Source organism: Proluteimonas luteida, assembly GCF_021191695.1.
Classification (GTDB): Bacteria; Pseudomonadota; Gammaproteobacteria; order Xanthomonadales; family Xanthomonadaceae; genus Luteimonas; species Luteimonas luteida.
Window position 1 is genome coordinate 1 of record NZ_JAIWPT010000003.1, and the last position, 18,036, is coordinate 18,036.

At 68.4% G+C, this 18,036-nt stretch carries 19 protein-coding genes, 1 tRNA gene and 2 pseudogenes; 17 read left to right on the forward strand and 5 right to left on the reverse strand.

The annotated features are described in order from the left end of the window. The 3 genes and pseudogenes from LDO26_RS03515 to LDO26_RS03525 all read left to right on the forward strand — a co-directional run. The coding region (locus tag LDO26_RS03515) for a hypothetical protein (RefSeq protein WP_232129701.1) at positions 1–230 on the forward strand (230 nt) is incomplete at its 5' end. Next, positions 227–1,009, forward strand: a pseudogene (gene trpC / locus LDO26_RS03520) (indole-3-glycerol phosphate synthase TrpC); the annotation flags it as partial. The gene LDO26_RS03515 and the pseudogene trpC, both read left to right, overlap by 4 nt. Before the next feature lie 183 nt (positions 1,010–1,192). Then, entirely contained in the window at positions 1,193–1,921 is a 729-nt protein-coding gene (locus tag LDO26_RS03525) for a haloacid dehalogenase-like hydrolase (protein ID WP_232129936.1), read from the forward strand. Here LDO26_RS03525 and LDO26_RS03530 read toward each other — a convergent pair. The 3 genes from LDO26_RS03530 to crp form a co-directional block, all read right to left on the reverse strand. Next, on the reverse strand, positions 1,907–2,626 hold the full coding sequence (locus LDO26_RS03530; RefSeq protein WP_255681996.1) for a sulfite exporter TauE/SafE family protein: 720 nt from the start codon (positions 2,624–2,626) through the stop codon (positions 1,907–1,909). The two genes, LDO26_RS03525 and LDO26_RS03530, sit on opposite strands and share 15 nt — an antisense overlap. Positions 2,627–2,739: 113 nt before the next feature. Further along, entirely contained in the window at positions 2,740–3,213 is a 474-nt protein-coding gene (locus LDO26_RS03535) for a GNAT family N-acetyltransferase (RefSeq protein WP_232129703.1), read from the reverse strand. A gap of 11 nt (positions 3,214–3,224) precedes the next feature. Further along, positions 3,225–3,914 carry a cAMP-activated global transcriptional regulator CRP gene (gene crp / locus LDO26_RS03540; RefSeq protein ID WP_232129704.1) on the reverse strand — a complete coding sequence of 230 codons (690 nt, stop codon included), beginning with the start codon at positions 3,912–3,914 and terminating at the stop codon, positions 3,225–3,227. Positions 3,915–4,053: 139 nt separating this feature from the next. On the opposite strand from crp, the gene speD reads away from it, so the two are divergent. After that, entirely contained in the window at positions 4,054–4,845 is a 792-nt protein-coding gene (gene speD, locus LDO26_RS03545; protein ID WP_232129705.1) for an adenosylmethionine decarboxylase, read from the forward strand. Between the two features lie 192 nt (positions 4,846–5,037). Here speD and coq7 read toward each other — a convergent pair whose 3' ends face one another. Next, positions 5,038–5,685 (reverse strand): 2-polyprenyl-3-methyl-6-methoxy-1,4-benzoquinone monooxygenase, encoded by a 648-nt coding sequence (gene coq7, locus LDO26_RS03550; RefSeq protein WP_232129706.1) that lies wholly within the window; start codon positions 5,683–5,685, stop codon positions 5,038–5,040. Between the two features lie 304 nt (positions 5,686–5,989). Here coq7 and rplM point away from each other — a divergent pair, with 304 nt between their 5' ends. The 6 genes from rplM to maiA all read left to right on the forward strand — a co-directional run bounded on the left by rplM (position 5,990) and on the right by maiA (position 9,689). Continuing rightward, entirely contained in the window at positions 5,990–6,418 is a 429-nt protein-coding gene (gene rplM, locus LDO26_RS03555; protein WP_232129707.1) for a 50S ribosomal protein L13, read from the forward strand. Positions 6,419–6,421: 3 nt separating this feature from the next. Further along, a complete protein-coding gene (gene rpsI / locus LDO26_RS03560; protein ID WP_232129708.1) occupies positions 6,422–6,814 on the forward strand; it encodes a 30S ribosomal protein S9 in 393 nt (130 codons plus the stop codon). A gap of 90 nt (positions 6,815–6,904) precedes the next feature. Continuing rightward, positions 6,905–6,979, forward strand: a tRNA-Gln gene (locus tag LDO26_RS03565). Between the two features lie 242 nt (positions 6,980–7,221). Next, complete coding sequence (locus tag LDO26_RS03570; protein WP_232129709.1) at positions 7,222–7,956, forward strand: 2OG-Fe dioxygenase family protein; 735 nt, start codon at positions 7,222–7,224, stop codon at positions 7,954–7,956. A gap of 66 nt (positions 7,957–8,022) precedes the next feature. After that, on the forward strand, positions 8,023–9,015 hold the full coding sequence (locus tag LDO26_RS03575) for a fumarylacetoacetate hydrolase family protein (protein ID WP_232129710.1): 993 nt from the start codon (positions 8,023–8,025) through the stop codon (positions 9,013–9,015). Between the two features lie 2 nt (positions 9,016–9,017). After that, positions 9,018–9,689, forward strand: coding sequence for a maleylacetoacetate isomerase (gene maiA, locus LDO26_RS03580; protein WP_232129937.1), 672 nt, complete (start codon positions 9,018–9,020; stop codon positions 9,687–9,689). A gap of 165 nt (positions 9,690–9,854) precedes the next feature. Here the strand turns inward: maiA and LDO26_RS03585 are convergent, their stop codons facing one another. Continuing rightward, positions 9,855–10,973, reverse strand: a complete 1,119-nt coding sequence (locus LDO26_RS03585) for a PilT/PilU family type 4a pilus ATPase (protein WP_232129711.1) — start codon at positions 10,971–10,973, stop codon at positions 9,855–9,857. 88 nt (positions 10,974–11,061) lie between these two features. Here LDO26_RS03585 and LDO26_RS03590 point away from each other — a divergent pair, with 88 nt between their 5' ends. From LDO26_RS03590 to LDO26_RS03620, 7 genes and pseudogenes are all read left to right on the forward strand, one after another. Then, positions 11,062–11,442 (forward strand): DUF4398 domain-containing protein, encoded by a 381-nt coding sequence (locus LDO26_RS03590; RefSeq protein ID WP_232129712.1) that lies wholly within the window; start codon positions 11,062–11,064, stop codon positions 11,440–11,442. Between the two features lie 2 nt (positions 11,443–11,444). Then, positions 11,445–12,023: an SPFH domain-containing protein gene (locus LDO26_RS03595; RefSeq protein ID WP_232129713.1), complete on the forward strand. Its 579-nt coding sequence runs from the start codon at positions 11,445–11,447 to the stop codon at positions 12,021–12,023. 750 nt (positions 12,024–12,773) lie between these two features. Then, positions 12,774–12,992, forward strand: coding sequence for an HP1242/YdcH family protein (locus tag LDO26_RS03600; RefSeq protein ID WP_232129714.1), 219 nt, complete (start codon positions 12,774–12,776; stop codon positions 12,990–12,992). A 160-nt stretch (positions 12,993–13,152) separates the two neighbouring features. Next, positions 13,153–14,529, forward strand: coding sequence for a pyridoxal-phosphate dependent enzyme (locus LDO26_RS03605; protein ID WP_232129715.1), 1,377 nt, complete (start codon positions 13,153–13,155; stop codon positions 14,527–14,529). A 246-nt stretch (positions 14,530–14,775) separates the two neighbouring features. Further along, positions 14,776–15,954 carry a cystathionine gamma-synthase gene (locus tag LDO26_RS03610; protein WP_232129716.1) on the forward strand — a complete coding sequence of 393 codons (1,179 nt, stop codon included), beginning with the start codon at positions 14,776–14,778 and terminating at the stop codon, positions 15,952–15,954. A gap of 40 nt (positions 15,955–15,994) precedes the next feature. Further along, a complete protein-coding gene (locus LDO26_RS03615) occupies positions 15,995–16,786 on the forward strand; it encodes an ABC transporter permease (RefSeq protein WP_232129717.1) in 792 nt (263 codons plus the stop codon). Positions 16,787–16,946: 160 nt separating this feature from the next. Beyond that, positions 16,947–18,029 (forward strand): annotated as a pseudogene (locus LDO26_RS03620) (ABC transporter ATP-binding protein); the annotation flags it as partial. Positions 18,030–18,036 lie beyond the last annotated feature (7 nt).

Genomic DNA, 18,036 nt, shown 5'->3' on the forward strand with positions numbered 1-18,036 from the left:
TGGGCGAAAATGCCGCGGTGATCGAGCTCGACGAGGTCGATGCCGCGCGCCGCCTGCTGGCCTGGGCACGTGCCGGTGATCTCGTCGTCGCACCGATCTTCGACGCCGCGCCGCGTGCGCGGCTGCAGGCCCTGCTCGATGCGATGCAGGCCACCGGCTGGCAGGCGGGCGACCCGCTGCCGCCCAGCGACGAGGACCGTGATGACGCGACACCAGGAACACCGGCATGAGTGACGTGCTGCAGCGGATCGTGCAGCGCAAGCACGAGGAGATCGCCGCGCGCCGCGCCGCCGTGCCGCTGGCGGAGATCGTCGCGCGCGCCGCCGATGCCGCGCCGGTGCGCGGCTTCGCCGCCGCGATCGAGGCGAAGATTGCCGCCGGCGACGCCGCGGTGATCGCCGAGGTCAAGAAGGCCAGCCCGTCGAAGGGCGTGATCCGGCCCGACTTCCGTCCCGCCGACATCGCCCGCAGCTACGCGGCCGGCGGCGCGGCCTGCCTGTCGGTGCTGACCGACATCGATTTCTTCCAGGGCGACGATGCCTACCTGGTCGAGGCGCGCGCGGCCTGCGCGCTGCCGGTGCTGCGCAAGGACTTCATCCTCGATCCCTGGCAGGTCCACGAGGCGCGCGCGCTCGGCGCCGACTGCATCCTGCTGATCGTCGCCGCGCTCGAGGACCAGCGGATGATCGAGCTCGGCGGACTGGCGATGTCGCTGGGCATGGACGTGCTGGTCGAGGTCCACGACATCGACGAGCTGGAGCGCGCGCTGCAGGTGCCGGCGCCGCTGCTGGGCATCAACAACCGCAGCCTGCGCACCTTCGAGGTCTCGCTCGACACCACGCTGGCGCTGCAGGCCGCGGTGCCGCGTGATCGCCGGCTGGTCACCGAGAGCGGCATCCACAGCCGCGAGGACGTATTGCGGATGCGCGGCGCCGGCATCGATGCGTTCCTGGTCGGCGAATCCTTCATGCGCGAGCCCGACCCGGGCGCCGCGCTGCGCCGGCTGTTCGCCGTCGCCTCGCCCGTTGCACAGGCCCCGGTGGTCGCGGCACCGGCCCCCGGGGCACCGCCTGTGCCAGCGGCGCCGCCTGCGGGCCTGTCCGCCATCGCGATCGCGTCCGCGACCGCGCCGGTGGCAGCGGCCGACGAGGCGCCGGCATCCGCCGACGACGCGTCGCCGGTCGTCGCGCAACTGCTCAAGCCTGCTTCCGGCGCCACGCCGGAGAAGACCGTCGTGTTCGACTTCGACCACACGCTCTACGACGGCGACTCGGGCACCCACCTGTTCAAGTGGCTGATCCGGCGCAGCTGGTGGCGGATCGCGCTGGCGCTGCTGGTCTCGCCGGTGTTCGGCCCGATGATCGCGTTCCTGCCGACCCGCCGCTACGGAATTTCCGCGTTCGTGTGGATCGGCACGATCGGACTGCACAGCCGCGGCTCGCTGGACAGGCTGATCGACCACTACGTGGCCACCCATGCCGACGGGATCCGGCCACGGCTGCTGCCGGTCGCGCTGGACGTGCTGCATGCGCACCGCGAGGCCGGCGACCGCGTGGTCATCGCCACCGGCGCGCCGCCGGAGCTGGCGCGCGCGATCCTCGCCTTCGTCGCCCACGAGACCGTGCCGGTGATCGGCACCGCGGTCGGGCCCAGGCTGGGCGCGGTGATCGCGACCCGGCACTGCCATGCCGAGGAGAAGATGCGGATGCTGCGCGAGCGCGGTTACGGCGACATCGACGTCGCCTATTCGGACTCGTCGGCGGACCTGCCGCTGCTGCGGGCGGCGAAGGCGCCGGTGGTGGTCAATCCCAAGCCGGGCGCGGTCGCGATGTTCCGCCGGGTGCTGCCGCCGGGCACGCCGATCCTCAACTGGGGCTGCCGCGACCGCGGCGGCGATGCGGTGGCCTCAACCGGCCAGTAGCGAGCGGCCGATCTGGTACAGGCTGATCGCCATCACCAGCACGCCGACCGCCAGCAGCACCCAGCGCTCGCGCACGTAGCGCACGAACACCGCCGCCAGCGGCGCGGCGACCATGCCGCCGACCAGCAGGCCGAGCACGATCTCCAGGTGCTGCAGGCCCATCGACAGGAAGAACGTCACCGAGATCGCCAGGGTCACCAGGAACTCGGCGGCATTGACGGTGCCGATGGTGGTGCGCGCGACGCCGCCGCGCGCGAGCAGGGTCGAGGTCGCCACCGGGCCCCAGCCGCCACCGCCGCTGGCATCGAGCAGGCCGGCGAAGAACCCCAGCAGCGGCACGCGCCGTACCTCGCGCCCGGGCAGCAGGCGGCCCATCGCGCGCAGCAGGATCAGCACCGACAGCACCAGCAGGTAGGCGTAGATGAAGGGGCGGACCGCATCGCCGGGCAGTTGCGTCAGCACGTAGGCGCCGATGATGCCGCCGGCCATGCCCGGCAGCGCCAGGCGCAGGAACAGCCGTTTGTCGACGTTGCGCATCGCCAGGTGCGAGGCGCCGGACGCGCCGGTCGTGAACACCTCGGCGGTATGCACGCTGGCGCTGACCGCGGCCGGCGGCAGGCCCATGCTCAGCAGCACCGACGACGAGACCAGGCCGAAGGCCATGCCCAGCGCGCCGTCGATCAGCTGCGCGGCCAGGCCGATCATCACGAAGAACAGGAACTGGTCGCTGAATTCCACGGGCGTCGTCCGCTATGGAGGGCCGGCGCGTGCGAGGTCGCGGGGTCAGGCCCGGCGGGGCAGCACCCGCATCGCGTCCGTCACGCGTCGCCGAGGCGCTTGATGAAGCGCAGTGTGCCATCGCTGAAGCCGCAGGCCTTGTAGAAGGCATGCGCGTCGGCGCGCTGCGAACCGCTGGTCAGCTCCAGCCGCGCGGCGCCACCGAAGCGCGCGCGCCGTTCCGCCTCCTTCAGCAGCTGCCGGCCCAGCCCGCAGCCCTGTTCGGCCTCGGTGACCACCAGTGCGGTGATGCGGCAGGTCGTGGTGCCCAGCGGCAGGTAGTACATGAAGTCCAGCGCGACCAGGCCGCAGACGCGGCCGCCGCTGCGCGCCAGCACCAGCGCCTGGCGGTCGTTGGCGGTGATGGTGCGGATGCGCTCGAGCGCATCGTCGACGCTGCACGGGAACCCCATTTCCGACAGCAGCGCGGCCACGTCGTCGGCATCGATCGGCGACGCGGTGCGCAGGTCGGCATCGGGCAGGTCGCCGCGTGGCGCGAAATGGCCGCGATGCATCGTGCTGGCCTTCAGCGCGTGCCGAACAGCACGATGGTCTTGCCGCGCGCGGTCAGCTTGCCGTCGGCCTGCAGCTTCTTGAGCACGCGCCCGGCCATCTCGCGCGAGCAGCCGACCAGCCGCGCCAGCTCCTGCCGCGAGATCCGCAGCTGGGTCCCCTGCGGATGGGTCATCGCTTCCGGTTCGCGGGTCAGGTCGTGCAGGGTGCGGGTGATGCGGTCGGTGACGTCGAGGAACGCCAGCCGCCCGGCCTTGCGGCTGGTGTCGAGCAGGCGCCGCGACAGCTGTGCGCCGATCGCGTAGATGATCGCGGTCGCGTCGTTGGCCAGCGGGCCCTCGAACAGCTGGTACAGCCGCTCGTAGCTGATCTCCGCCAGCTCGCACTGGGTGCGGGTGCGCAGGATCACCTCGCGCACGTCCGACTCGATGAACAGGCCCATCTCGCCGACCATCTCGCCGCGGCCGAAGTAGCCGAGGATCAGCTCGCGGCCGTCGTCTTCCTCCGTGATGATGCTGACCGAGCCGTTGATGACGAAGTACAGGGTGCCGGCCGGGTCGCCGGGGCGGAACACGTCGCTGCGCGGGGGATAGCGGCGACGGTGGCAATGGGCAAGGAACCGCTCGATGGTCGCAGGGGTCGGTGCCAGGGGATGCAGGGGGCGTGTGGAAGTCGGGATGAGGGCCACGGAGGTTGGCTTCATGTCGCCAGATGAACGAGGGAATGCGTGAGAGTAGGCGGTCCGGTGCGCCGGGGCAAACCCATGGCGGCTCCGAGGTCGCGGGGCGGGGGCGGTTTGCCGCATAATCGCGGTTTCGTCCAGCCCCCGAGGGTCGACCGCTGTGGTCAAACCGCTTCCCCGCCTGAAGCTCCAGGGTTTCAACAACCTGACCAAGGCACTGTCGTTCAACATCTACGATGTCTGCTACGCCGCGTCCGAGGACGAGCGGCGCCGCTACATCGAGTACATCGACGAGGCCTACAACGCCGACCGGCTGACCCAGATCCTGACCGACGTGGCCGAGATCATCGGCGCCAACATCCTCAACATCGCGCGCCAGGACTACGACCCGCAGGGCGCGTCGGTGACGATCCTGATCTCCGAGGAGCCGGTGATCGACAAGTCGCAGGCCAAGGGCGTGATCTCCGACGCGGTGGTCGCGCACCTCGACAAGTCGCACATCACCGTGCACACCTATCCCGAGACCCACCCGGACAACGGCATCGCGACGTTCCGGGCCGACATCGACGTGGCGACCTGTGGCGTGATCTCGCCGCTGAAGGCGCTGAACTACCTGATCGAGAGCCTCGAGTCCGACATCGTGGTCATGGACTACCGCGTGCGCGGCTTCACCCGCGACGTCAAGGGCAAGAAGCACTACATCGACCACAAGATCAACTCGATCCAGGACTACCTGGCCAAGAACATCCGCTCGCGCTACGAGATGCTCGACGTCAACGTCTACCAGGAGAACATCTTCCACACCAAGATGCATCTCAAGGACTTCGACCTCGACACCTACCTGTTCGAGGAGAAGGCCCGCAACCTGTCGTTCAAGGACCGGATGAAGATCGAGGCGCGCCTGCGCCGCGAGATCGAGGAGCTGTATCACGGGCGCAACCTCGTCGATTGACGGGGGAGCCGTGATTCGTGATTGGTGATTCGTGATGGCGGACCACCTCATCGGAACGGCCTCGCGAGATGCGGGGCCGTTTCCGTTCTGGGGTAGTGTGGTCAGGATCGTGCGGCACGTGTGGGCAGTCCGTATCTGCTCTGTCGAATCACGAATCACGAATTACCAATCACGGGCTGTCGCGCGCCCGCGCTACAGCCGGTACGCCACCGCCTTCATCAGCTTCGACGCCGCCGCCATCAGGCTCGGGATCGGCTGCGGCAGCACGCGTGCGCCGGCCTGTTCGGCGTGCTCGGCATGGCGCGCCTCGTCGATCTTCATCTGCCGCAGGATGTCGCGGCTGCGCTGGTCGGCCTCGGGCAGGGTCCGCAGGTGCTCGTCGAGGTGCGCCTCGACCTGGCGCTCGGTCTCGACCACGAAGCCGAGGTTCCAGCCGTCGCCGCGCAGGCCGGCCGCCGCGCCCAGCGCGTAGCTGCCGGCATACCACAGCGGGTTGAACAGGCTGGGGCGGCTGTCGAGTTCGCGCAGGCGCTGCGCGCACCACGCCAGGTGATCGGTCTCCTCCTGCGCGGCCTCGAGCAGGTGGGCGCGGGTGGCGTCCTCGCGCGCGACCGCGGCCTGGCCGAAGTACAGCCCCTGCGCGCAGATCTCGCCGACGTGGTTGATCCGCATCAGTCCCGCCGCATGCCGGCGCTCGTCCGTGTCGAGTTCGATGTCGGGCGTGCTGGCGGCGGGGTTGGGGCGGGTGGCCGGCGGATTGCCGAACACGGTATCGAGCGCGCGCTGGGTTTCGACCAGCAACTGGTCGAGCGGGCTGTATCGCAGCCGTGGGCTGGTCATCGAACGGACTCCGGTAACGGCCCCCGCGCGTCGGCGGCGGGCATGGCGTATGATTCTCGGCCCTCGCGGCGGCCGGCGCCAGCCGACGGGGCGGCGGACTTGCAGGCATCGGGAATGCCCGCTATCATTCCGCCTCTTTCGTTCCGCGAAAGCACGTTTTCCGCCAAAGCTGGTGCCCGGCCCGTGGTTGCAGGGCCCACTGCCGCGGAACCCGTTTCGACAACGCGAGGCAAAGTTCCGCCGGCCGGGCATTCCCGCCGTCGCAATCCGCCCGACCAGTCACCGACCGAGTAGCAAATCCGTCATGAAGACCTTCACCGCCAAGTCCGAGACCGTCCAGCGCGACTGGTATCTCGTCGACGCCACCGACAAGACGCTGGGCCGCCTGAGCGCGGAAATCGCCCACCGCCTGCGTGGCAAGCACAAGCCCGTCTACACCCCGCACGTCGACACCGGCGACTACATCATCGTGGTCAATGCCGAGAAGATCGCCGTGACCGGCAAGAAGCTGACGGACAAGCTCTATCACCGCTTCACGGGCTACATCGGCAACCTGAAGACCGAGACCCTGGGCCAGGCGCTGGAGCGCCACCCGGAGCGCGTGATCGAGATCGCGGTCAAGGGCATGCTGCCGAAGAATCCGCTCGGCCGTGCCATGTACCGCAAGCTCAAGGTCTACAAGGGCTCGGAGCATCCGCATTCCGCCCAGCAGCCCCAGCCCCTGGAACTCTAAGACATGGCTATCTCCCAGAATTACGGCACCGGCCGTCGCAAGTCCTCCGTCGCCCGCGTGTTCCTGCGCAAGGGCAGCGGCAACATCACCGTCAACGACCGTCCGCTGGACGAGTTCTTCGGCCGCGAGACCGCGCGCATGATCGTGCGCCAGCCGCTGGAACTGACCCAGAACACCGAGACGTTCGACGTCGTCGTCACCGCCTCGGGCGGCGGCACCACCGGCCAGGCCGGTGCGATCCGCCTGGGCATCGCCCGTGCGCTGGTCGAGTACGACGAAACCCTGAAGACCGAGCTGCGCCGTGCCGGCTTCATGACCCGTGACGCCCGCGAAGTCGAGCGCAAGAAGGTCGGTCTGCACAAGGCTCGCCGCGCGACGCAGTTCTCGAAGCGCTAATCGTGGTTGCCGGTGTCGTGCGCATCGCACGACGCTGGCGACGCCGATGCTTGCGGAAAACCGCGGTGTCGGCGTTAGAATACGCACCATAGCCCCGTCGCCAAGCGGTAAGGCACCTGACTCTGACTCAGGCATTCGGAGGTTCGAATCCTTCCGGGGCTGCCATCCAAACGAAGAAGCCCGCCGATGGCGGGCTTCTTCGTGTCCGGCCCCGCAACACGGCCGTTCTGTTGATTCTTCTCCGATGAGATAACAAGGGAAGACGGCTGTCCGGACCTTGCGTAGGTCGGCCCTGCGCGGCCGACGTGTGGTGTCCGGCTCCGCGCAGCGTGGGGGCGTTGCCCCGACCTGCCCGGTGCGCGCAATTGCCGCATGCGCGGGCCGCGGCGCGGATTTAGAATTCGGCGATGAACGCCTATCCGCCGCCTTACTCTCCCGTCTCCAGCGTTGTCGCCGATCTGCGTACGCGCGGCGAGGCCGTCGTCGCGCCGCAGGACGTCGCCGCGTTGTGCGGCATTCCGCTGGCCGACCTCGACGCGTTGCGCCCCAGCTGGGACGAACTGCCCGAAGACGGTTACCTGAAGGACGGCGGCCGCTACCGGCGGCGGCGGCATTCGTGCTTCGTGCAGGACGGTGGCGACCTGCGGCAGATACCGCACCGCGCGCACTGGCAATCCGTCGACTACAACGCGCTGCACGGCGGCATGCACCGCTGGTTCGAGCCGATCCAGGCGGACATCGTCGCGCGGCCGGTCTGGTCGCGGCTGCTGGTGGGGCTGGGCGAGGTGTTCGCGCAGGTGCATCCGCGCGCGCCGTGGTACATCGAGGCCCACCAGTTCAGGATCGACACCACCGACGGCATCGGCCGGCCGACCCCGGAAGGCGCGCACCGCGACGGCGTGGACTTCGTCGCGGTGCTGCTGGTCGGACGCCGCGGCATCAAGGGGGGCGAGACCCGGGTATTCGAGGCCGACGGCCCCAACGGCCAACGCTTCACGCTGACCGAGCCATGGTCGCTGCTGCTGCTCGACGATGCCCGGGTGATCCACGAATCCACGCCGATCCAGCCGGTCGACGGCGAAGGGCACCGCGACACGCTGGTGCTGACGTACCGCAGCGGGGCGTTCCAGGGCGAGGACTGAACCGCCCCTGCCGGAGGCTGCTCTGGTTACACTTGCAACAATAAGCAGACGCCAACGGAGTTCGGGATGAAGCTGGGTTCACTGAAGGAGGGCGGCCGCGACGGCACCCTGATCGTCGTCTCGCGCGATCTCGCCACCGCGGTCCGCGCGACCGGCATCGCCGCGACGCTGCAGCGGGCGCTGGAGGACTGGTCGAACGCCGCGCCGCGCCTCAGCGCGCTGTCCGAATCGCTGAATGCCGGTGCGGCCGAGGGCGCGTTCGATGTCGATCCCGCGGCGCTGGCCTCGCCGCTGCCGCGCGCCTACGAGTTCGTCGACGGCAGCGCCTACCTGCCGCACGTCGCGCGCGTGCGCCGCGCACGCGGCGCCGAGGTGCCGGAGAGCTTCTACACCGATCCGCTGATGTACCAGGCCACCAGCGCGGCCTTTCTGGGGCCGCGCGATGCGGTCCGGGTCGTCAGCGAGGACTACGGCATCGACCTGGAGGCCGAGATCGTCGTCGTCACCGACGACGTGCCGATGGCGGTGACGCCGGCGCAGGCCGCGGGCCACATCCAGCTGGTCGGGCTGGTCAACGACGTGTCGCTGCGCAACCTGATTCCCGGCGAGCTGGCCAAGGGCTTCGGCTTCCTGCAGTCCAAGCCACGCTCGGCGCTGAGCCCGGTGTTCGTCACCCCGGACGAGCTGGGCGACGCGTGGCGCGGCAACAAGCTGCACCTGCCGCTGCTGACCCACGTCAACGGCAAATGGTTCGGCGCGCCCGAGGCCGGCGTCGACATGCAGTTCGACTTCTCGCAGCTGGTCGCGCATGCGGCGAAGACGCGGCCGCTGTCGGCCGGCACGATCGTCGGTTCGGGCACGATCGCCAACGAGGACACCTCCAAGGGCGCGTCGTGCTTCGCCGAGCAGCGCACCGTCGAGGCGCTCGAGCATGGCGCGCCGAAGACCCCGTTCCTGTCGTTCGGCGACCGGGTGCGCATCGAGATGCTCGACCGCGACGGCGCCAGCATCTTCGGCGCGATCGAACAGGCCATCGAGCGGCAGGCGCTGCCCGGGTGAGCGTGGCCGCCGGCGATGCGCTGACGCTGTACGGTTACTGGCGCTCCAGCGCGGCGTATCGCGTGCGGATCGGCCTGCGCCTGAAGGGGCTCGCGCATACCGACGTACCGGTGCACCTGGTGCGTGGCGGCGGCGAGCAGCGCCAGCCCGCATATGCGGCGCGCAACCCGCAGCGGCTGGTGCCGACGCTGCTGCATGGCGACATCGCCCTGACCCAGTCGCTGGCGATCCTGGAATACCTCGACGAGGCCTGGCCGGACGCGCCGCCGCTGCTGCCGCGTGATCCGCTGTCGCGGCAACGCGTGCGCGCGCTGGCCCAGCTGGTCGCCTGCGAGATCCACCCGCTGAACAACCTGCGCGTGCTGCAGGCGCTCGAACACGACTGGCACATCGATCCGGCCGAACGCGAGCGCTGGGTCCGGCGCTGGATCGTCGAGGGCTTCGCCGCGTTCGAGACGCTGCTCGGGCAGTGGTCGGACGGCGCCGGCGCGTGCATCGGCGACCGCCCCACGATCGCCGACTGCACGCTGGTCCCGCAGGTCTACAACGCGCGCCGGTTCGGCGTGGATCTGGCGCCGTATCCGAAGATCCGTGCGGTCGAGGCGGCCTGCCTGGCCATGCCCGCGTTCGACGCGGCCCGCCCGGAACTGCAGCCGGACGCACCCGGCGCGTAGCGCGGAGCTTGCCCCGCTGCACATGGTTCCGGAGACTGCTTCAGCGGAGCAGGCTCCGCTCACAGCGCTGGATTTAGGATCCTTCGAACAAGTTGCTCCATGCTCGTCATTCCCGCCTTCGCGGGAATGACGGACTTGTTCAGGGGATCCTTTGCTCTCCGCCTCTCAATGCTGGGATGTGGTGGCGTCGAACACGTCGGCATAGGGGTCGTGCTCGCCCACGCCGCCTTCGGACAGGCGGAACTTCAGGTCCAGGCCATCGCGCGAGTCGGCGGCGCGCAGCGCGGTCTCGCGCTCGATGCGGCCTTCCTTGCACAGCCGGAACAGGCACTGGTCGAAGGTCTCCATGCCTTCCTCCAGCGAGTCCTCCATGGCCTGCTTGATCTCGTGCACCTGGCCGCGGCGCAGCAGGTCGCGGATCATCGGCGTGTTGAGCAGCACCTCGGTGGCCGGCATGCGGCGGCCGTCGAGGCCCTGCACCAGGCGCTGCGACACCACCGCACGCAGGTTTAGTGCGAGGTTCATCAGCACGTTCTTGTGCGCGGCCTCGGGGAAGAAGTTGAGGATGCGCTCGATGGTCTGGTCGGCGTTGTTGGAGTGCAGCGTCGCCAGGCAGATGTGGCCGGTCTCGGCGAACGAGATCGCCGCCTCCATCGTCGTCGCATCGAGGATCTCGCCGATCAGGATCACGTCCGGCGCCTCGCGCATCGCGTTCTTCAGCGCGTTGTGGAAGGTCTGGGTGTCGAGCCCGACCTCGCGCTGGTTGACCAGCGACTTCTTGTGCCGGTGCAGGTATTCGATCGGATCCTCGATGGTGAGGATGTGCCCGGACGTGCTGCTGTTGCGGTGGTCGATCATCGACGCCAGCGTGGTCGACTTGCCCGAGCCGGTGGAACCGACGATCAGCACCAGGCCGCGCGGGGCCATGATGATGTCCTTGAGCACGTTGGGCAGCTGCAGCTCCTCGATGCTGGGGATCGCGCTGCGGATCGCGCGGATCACCATCGCCACCTCGCCGCGCTGGCGGAACACGTTGACGCGGAAGCGCCCGGCCTCCTGCAGCGACAGCGCCATGTTCAGTTCCAGGTCGCGCTCGAACTGCGGGATCTGGCCCGCATCCATCAGCGAATACGCAATCTTCTTGACCATGCCCGGCGGCAGGCCGGTGCTGCCGAGCGGGTACAGCCTGCCCTCGACCTTGATGTAGACCGGCGCGCCCGTGCTCAGGAACATGTCCGACGCGTTCTTCTCGGTCATCAGTTGCAGGAAATAACCGATGTCCATGACCCACTCCCCAATGGGCGCCGGCGAGCGTTGCGCATCCCGGGCCTGCTGACGACAATGGCCCGGTCACCCGCCGGACCACGATTCAATGAAGACAAGCTTCGCACAGATCCGACGGCTGCAGCAGGCCGCACTGCTCGTTTCGATGCTCGCGCTGGGCGCCTGCGCCAGTCTGCCGCCGCCGACCGAGGAGCTGGCGGCCGCGCAGCAGTCGGTCGCGCGCGCCGGCGATGCCGATGCCGACCAGTACGCGCCGACCGATATCGCCCAGGCCCGGCGCGCGCTGGAGCAGGCGCAGGCCGCGCTGGGCAGCCAGCGCGACAGCGAGGCGCGGACCCTGGCGTTGTCGGCCGGCGCGCTTGCCGACCTGGCGCATGCGCGTGCGCGACAGGCGGCGACCGACGCCGAGCTGGCCCAGCGGCGCAGCGAAATCACGACGCTGCGCCAGCGTCTGCAGGCAGGAGAATGAGCATGCGACACCTGATCCTTCCCGCGCTGATGCTGCTGGCCGCGATGCCTGCCGTGGCGCAGACCCCAGCCGATGGCGGCGAAGCGGCGCAGTTGCAGCAGCGTCTGCGCGCCCTCGACGCCGACCCCGAGTTTGCCGGCCTGGCCGCCTACGAGCGCCTGCAGGCGCGGCAGGCGGTGGCTGCCCTGACCGAGGCGCGCAGCAGCCAGCGGGCTTCGGCCACGCAGATCGCCCAGTGGCGGGTCGAGACCGCCGAGATCGCCTCGCGCACCGAGGCCTCGCGCCGCGAACTGACCGCGCTGGAGCGCGAGCGCAGCCAGCTGCTGGTCGAGGCCAGCCGCCAGGATGCGGCGCGCGCCCGCCAGGAGGCCGAGCGCCTGCGCATCCAGGCGCAGATCCAGGCCGAGGAGGCCGCGCGGCTGCGGCTGGCCGCGGAGGAAGAGTCGACCGCCCGGCAGGACGCCGAGAACGTGCTGCAGGGCGTGGCCAGCGGCGAGGCCGCCAAGCTGCGCGCGGCCCGCCAGCGCGAAGCCGAGCTGCGGCGGCGCGAGGCCGAGCTGCTGAAAAGCCTGGAACCCTGAGCCCTGTCGCGGCCGAGGCCTGGCGGCATCGCCGCAAACGCCTGGAACACGCGGGCGGGCTTCAACCCGCCGCCGTGCAATTCAAAGGTCCTTCTCCGAAGTGCGGGGGAGGGCGGCCACCCCGATCCTGCGTAGGTCGGCCCAACGCGGCCGACGTGCGCGCCGGTCAGGTGCGCGGAATGTCGGGCCCCCGATGCGACCTCGCCGGGCGTCCCGGCGCCGGCGCATCGCCCCGACCCGATATCGAAGGGGCTCGGGAACCGGGGAACCGATTCAACGCCGTTGTCGACCCGGCTCCAGCCAATGGCGGGTCGACCCTGCCCCACGGGTTCCGTGCCTGCGGACCGGGGCCGTGTGCGTCGGCGGCGAAATCTGAATCCATTCCAAATCAACAACTTGGCGGCGACCCGGCTCGCGCGGCGCCGTCTTTCGCGGTTTCCGGCGCCGGCACTGGAACCGGTTTCAAACCTGACTGCGCGATCCGGCCCACAGCGTGTCGCGGCGCCCTTGCCCGCTCGATTCGGGAGGAGTAGGGTCGATTACCCGGGCGGTACGATCTTTCCCGCTTCCGCCGTCCGGTCCACGAGCCAGGCCGATGACCGAGATGATTCCAAGCCCAGTTCCCGATGCCCGTCCCGTCCGGGGCGTGAGCCGCGGGGCAGGAGCATCCGCCGTCGTCGCTGGAAGGTGTCCCCCGTAACGCCCCGCCGTCATTGGCCGGGGCGTTCGCATTTCTGTCAGGAGGATTTCATGTTCGAAGCGCAACCGCAGGCTGAACTCGAGGAAATCATGAAGGGAAATGTCGAGTTCCGGCAGCTCTACTACCGGCACAAGGAGCTGGACAAGAAGGTATTGAACGCGGAGCTTGGCGTGCTGCCGGTCGACGAGTCGACGCTGGCGCAGATGAAGCGCGAGAAGCTTGCCGCCAAGGACCGCCTGACCGTGATGTACGACGCGCTGCACAGCTGACCAAGTTCCTTCAGTCGCGGGCGGTGGCGGTCATCCTCGTCGATCGTCATCGCCCGCGGGTGTCTGGCGGCAGCGCCGCCCCGATCGGCCCGTGCCCCGCCATGCGATCCGGGGCAATGCGATAATCCCGTCCCGTTTCGCAAAACCGGACCCGGACCGCATGCCGATCGCCTCCTCCGTTCTCGACCTCATCGCCGACACGCCCATCGTCAAGGCCGGGCGTCTCGACGCCGGTGTCTGCGAGCTCTACTTCAAGCTCGAGAACCAGAATCCCGGCGGCTCGATCAAGGACCGCATCGGCCTGAGCATGATCGAGGCCGCCGAGCGGCGCGGCGACATCCAGCCGGGCGCGACCCTGGTCGAGGGCACCGCGGGCAATACCGGCATCGGCCTGGCACTGGTGGCCCAGCAGAAGGGCTACAAGCTGGTCCTCGTCGTGCCGGACAAGATGAGCCGCGAGAAGATCTTCAACCTCAAGGCGATGGGCGCCGAGGTCGTGCTGACCCGCTCCGACGTCGCCAAGGGCCATCCCGAGTACTACCAGGACCTGGCCGAGCGCATCGCCCGCGAGACCCCGGGCGCCTACTTCATCAACCAGTTCGGCAACCCCGACAACCCGGCCGCGCACCAGTTCGGCACCGGTCCGGAGATCCTGCGGCAGATGGCCGAGGTCGGCGGGCTGGACGCGATCGTGTTCGGCTGCGGCAGCTCCGGCACGATGAGCGGCCTGTCGCGCTGCTTCGCCGAGCATGCGCCGGACGTGGAGATGGTGCTGGCCGACCCGGTCGGCTCGATCCTGGCCGAGTACATCAACGAGGGCACCCTCAGCGAGAAGTCCGGCAGCTGGATGGTCGAGGGGATCGGCGAGGACTTCCTGCCGAGCATCTCCGATTTCTCGCGCGTGAAGCAGGCCTACGCGATCAGCGACAAGGAGAGCTTCCTGGCTGCGCGCGAACTGCTCCAGGCCGAGGGCATCCTCGGCGGCTCGTCGACCGGCACCCTGCTGGCGGCCGCGCTGAAGTACTGCCGCGAACAGACCACGCCGAAGAAGGTGCTGGTGTTCGTCTGCGACACCGGCAACAAGTACCTGAGCAAGCTCTACAACGACTACTGGATGCTCGACAACGGCTTCCTCGAGCGCGAGCAGCACGGTGACCTGCGCGACCTGATCCTGCGCCCGTACTCGCGCCGCGACACCGTCGTGCTGGCGCCGACCGACCTGCTGGTCACTGCCTATCAGCGCATGAAGCTCTACGAGATCTCGCAGCTGCCGGTGATGGATGGTGACCGCATCGTCGGCATCCTCGACGAAAGCGACGTGCTGCTGCACGTCTACGGCGACGAGGACCGGTTCCGCGATCCGGTCTCCACCGCGATGGTGACCAAGCTCGACTTCCTGAACGTCAAGTCGCCGGTCGAGGCGCTGCTGCCGGTGTTCGACCGCGGCCAGGTCGCCATCGTCACCGACGGCGACCGCTTCCTCGGCCTGATCACCCGCATCGACCTGCTGAACTACCTGCGGCGCCGGGTGCAGTAGGCGCTGGGTTGCCGGCCGCCGAGCGGAAGCGGCGCCCTGCTTCCGTTCCGGGATGAAACCGGCGCATGGCTGCGGCTGCCGGCGATCGCGATCCGGCGCATCTGAGCTGCGTTCAGCAAGCCGCCGCAAGCTGACGCCTCCGATGCTGAATGACGCTTGCAGCGACGCGTCGCCGGCACTGGCGTGCAAGGGGTGGCCCGTCGCCCCGATGCTAGAATCCCCGGTCCGTTCGTACAGACGTTTCCCATGACCGATGACCGCAATGCGGCCGATCCGGCGCGGTGGGCACTCGGCACCAAGGCGATCCACGCCGGCCAGTCGCCCGACCCCAGCACCGGGGCGGTGATGCCACCGATCTACGCGACCTCGACCTATGCCCAGTCCAGCCCGGGCGTGCACCAGGGCTTCGAGTATTCGCGCACCCACAACCCGACCCGCTTCGCCTACGAGCGCTGCGTGGCCGGCCTGGAAGGCGGCAGTCGCGGCTTCGCATTCGCATCGGGCATGGCGGCGACGGCGACGCTGCTCGAACTGCTCGACAGCGGCGACCACGTCATCGCGATGGATGACCTCTACGGCGGCAGCTTCCGCCTGTTCGAGCGCGTGCGCACGCGCAGCGCCGGCCTGTCGTTCAGCTACGTCGACCTGACCGATCCGGCCGCCTTCGAGGCTGCCATCCAACCCGGGACGAAGCTGGTCTGGATCGAGACCCCGACCAACCCGATGCTCAAGATCGTCGACATCCGGGCGATCGCGGACCTCGCGCACAAGCACGGCCTGATCGTCGTCGTCGACAACACCTTCGCCTCGCCGATCCTGCAGCGTCCGCTCGAACACGGTGCCGACATCGTCATGCATTCGGCGACCAAGTACCTCAACGGCCATTCGGACATGGTCGGCGGCATGCTGGTGGTCGGCGACAATCCCGAGCTTGCCGAGCAACTCGCGTTCCTGCAGAACTCCGCCGGCGCGGTGCAGGGCCCGTTCGACAGCTTCCTCGCGCTGCGCGGCCTCAAGACCCTGCATCTGCGCATGCGCGCCCACTGCGACAACGCGCAGGCATTGGCCGAGTTCCTGGCGTCGCATCCCGCCATCAAGCAGGTGATCTATCCGGGCCTGGCCTCGCATCCGCAGCACGCACTTGCCAGGCGCCAGATGGACGGCTTCGGCGGCATCATCTCGGTCCGCATCAAGGGCGGCTTCGAGGGCGCCAGGCGCTTCTGCGAACGTACCGAACTGTTCACCCTGGCCGAGTCGCTGGGCGGGGTCGAGAGCCTGGCCAACCACCCCGCGGTGATGACGCATGCGTCGGTGCCGGTGGAGCGGCGGGCGCAGCTCGGGATCGCGGACGATCTGGTGCGGTTGAGCGTGGGGGTGGAGGCTGTGCACGATCTGCGGCGGGACATCGAGGCGGCGATAGCATGACACTCCATGGCGTTGCCGCTACTGCAGAGCAGGGGGCGCGATGACGATCAGGCTCTTTTCCCAACTCTCCGACAGCGTGCGCAAGCCCGAGTTCTGGGCCTATTCCAGTTGGCTCGACATCGTCACCCGCTACCGGCGCACGCGCTTGGGTTTGCTTTGGCTTTTGGCACCGGTCACCATGTTCATGGCGATCACAGGGCCGCTGTACGCCAGGATTTTCGGCCGCGAACTAAGCTACTACTTGGTACATCTGGGCATGGGCTATGCCATCTGGCGGCTGATGGTGATGGTGCTCAACGATACCGTGGTCACGCTGCGCGGCAACAAGTCCTTCATTCTTGATGGGAATACGCGTCTGACCGATTACACGCTCAAGGCGATCGCCAAGTCGCTGGTGTATTTCAGTTTCTCGATGATCGGCATGCTGGCGGTGCTGGTTTGGTCGCCCGCGGTTCCCGCCCCCGCCATCCTGACCCTGTTCGTCACCATACCTCTGGTGCTGCTGAACCTGTTCTGGCTTGGCTACAGCCTGAGCATCCTCGGCGCGCGCTATCCAGACATCAACGAGGTGCTCAATACGATCCTCATGCTCGGTTTCCTGTTCACTCCGATCATTTGGGAAGGGGATCGTTTCCCGGTGGACAGCTGGGGCGGTATCGTGGTCAGGATCAATCCCGCCTACCATTTGCTGGGACTGGTCCGCGAGCCGCTGTTCGGGCGGATGCCGCCGACGTACACGCTGGCGTATGTCGGCGTGCTCACGCTGAGTGGCTGGCTGATGGCCATTTCACTTTGCCGACGGTTCTCGCGCTATGTCCCCATCTGGATCTGACATGTCGGCGGCTTCGGTTTCTATGGACGTCCGCAACCTGTCGCTTGTGGTGCCCTACTATGCACAGCCCGAGGGAACGACCCTGTCGTGGTTGGCGACCCTGATGAAGGCGGCGACCGCGGTGCCTAGGAGACGCTTCGCTACGTTGCTGGACGATGTAAGCCTCAGTATTCGAGAGGGCGAGCGGGTCGCCCTGATCGGCCGTAACGGCGCCGGCAAGAGCACGATGTTGCGGGTGCTGGCGGGCGCTTTCGAGCCGACCAGCGGGTCGATCGATATCCACGGCTCGCGCCAAGCCCTGCTCAGCATGGCCTTGGGTTTCAATGCTGAGGCCACGATCACAGAGAACATCTTCCTGCGTGCCAGCGCGATGGGAGTGCGCTCCATGGACATCCAGCAACTGGTCGAGCCGGTGCTGGATTTCTCCGGATTGCGAGAAGTCGCGAACCGGCGCCTGATGACCCTGTCCAGCGGTCAGCGCATGCGCCTGGGATTCGCTATTTCCACGGCCTTCCATACTGACATCCTGCTGCTCGACGAATGGTTTGGGGCCGGCGATGCGCAATTCCTGCGCCGGGCAAAGCAACGGCTGCTGGATCGGGTGGACGGCAGCAAGATCGTCGTTCTCGCCAGCCATAACGATTCGCTGCTGCGCTCATTGTGCAACCGCGGCATCCTGCTGGACCAGGGCAAGGTCGTTTACGACGGCGGCGTGTCGGAAACCCTGGCCGAATACCGGCGCCTGTATCCGGTGGCAAAATCGGCTGAGTCTGCCGCGGCGAAGCAGAAGGCGCGGCGCATGGCGAAAGCTCGGCTGGACGCCGAGGCGAAGGCACGGACTGCGGCCAGAATGAAGGCATGGGAAGCAACGTTGCCGGAGCGCACACGGGCCTGGAAAGAAGCCAAGATGCAGGCGTGGGAAGCATCGCTGCCAGAGCGCGCGCGGGCCTGGAAGGAAGCCAAGACGCAGGCGTGGGAAGCATCGCTGGAAGAACGCGCGCGCGCTTGGAAAGCGGCGAAGGTGCGTGCAGAGGCGGATCCCGCGATCGATGCCGTATCGAAACCTGCCAAGACGGCGGCGGGCGAGGCGCTCGCACTGAAGTCGAAGAAGAAAGGCGTTTCGGCGGGAAGAGGTCAGGAAAAGACGAAAACCGCTCGGGCGAAGGCCGACGTGACCGAGACCCATGCGGCAGATCGAGCGGCAACGGACGGGACCCCGCCCAAGTCGTCCCGAAAGGTCTGAAGCGGGC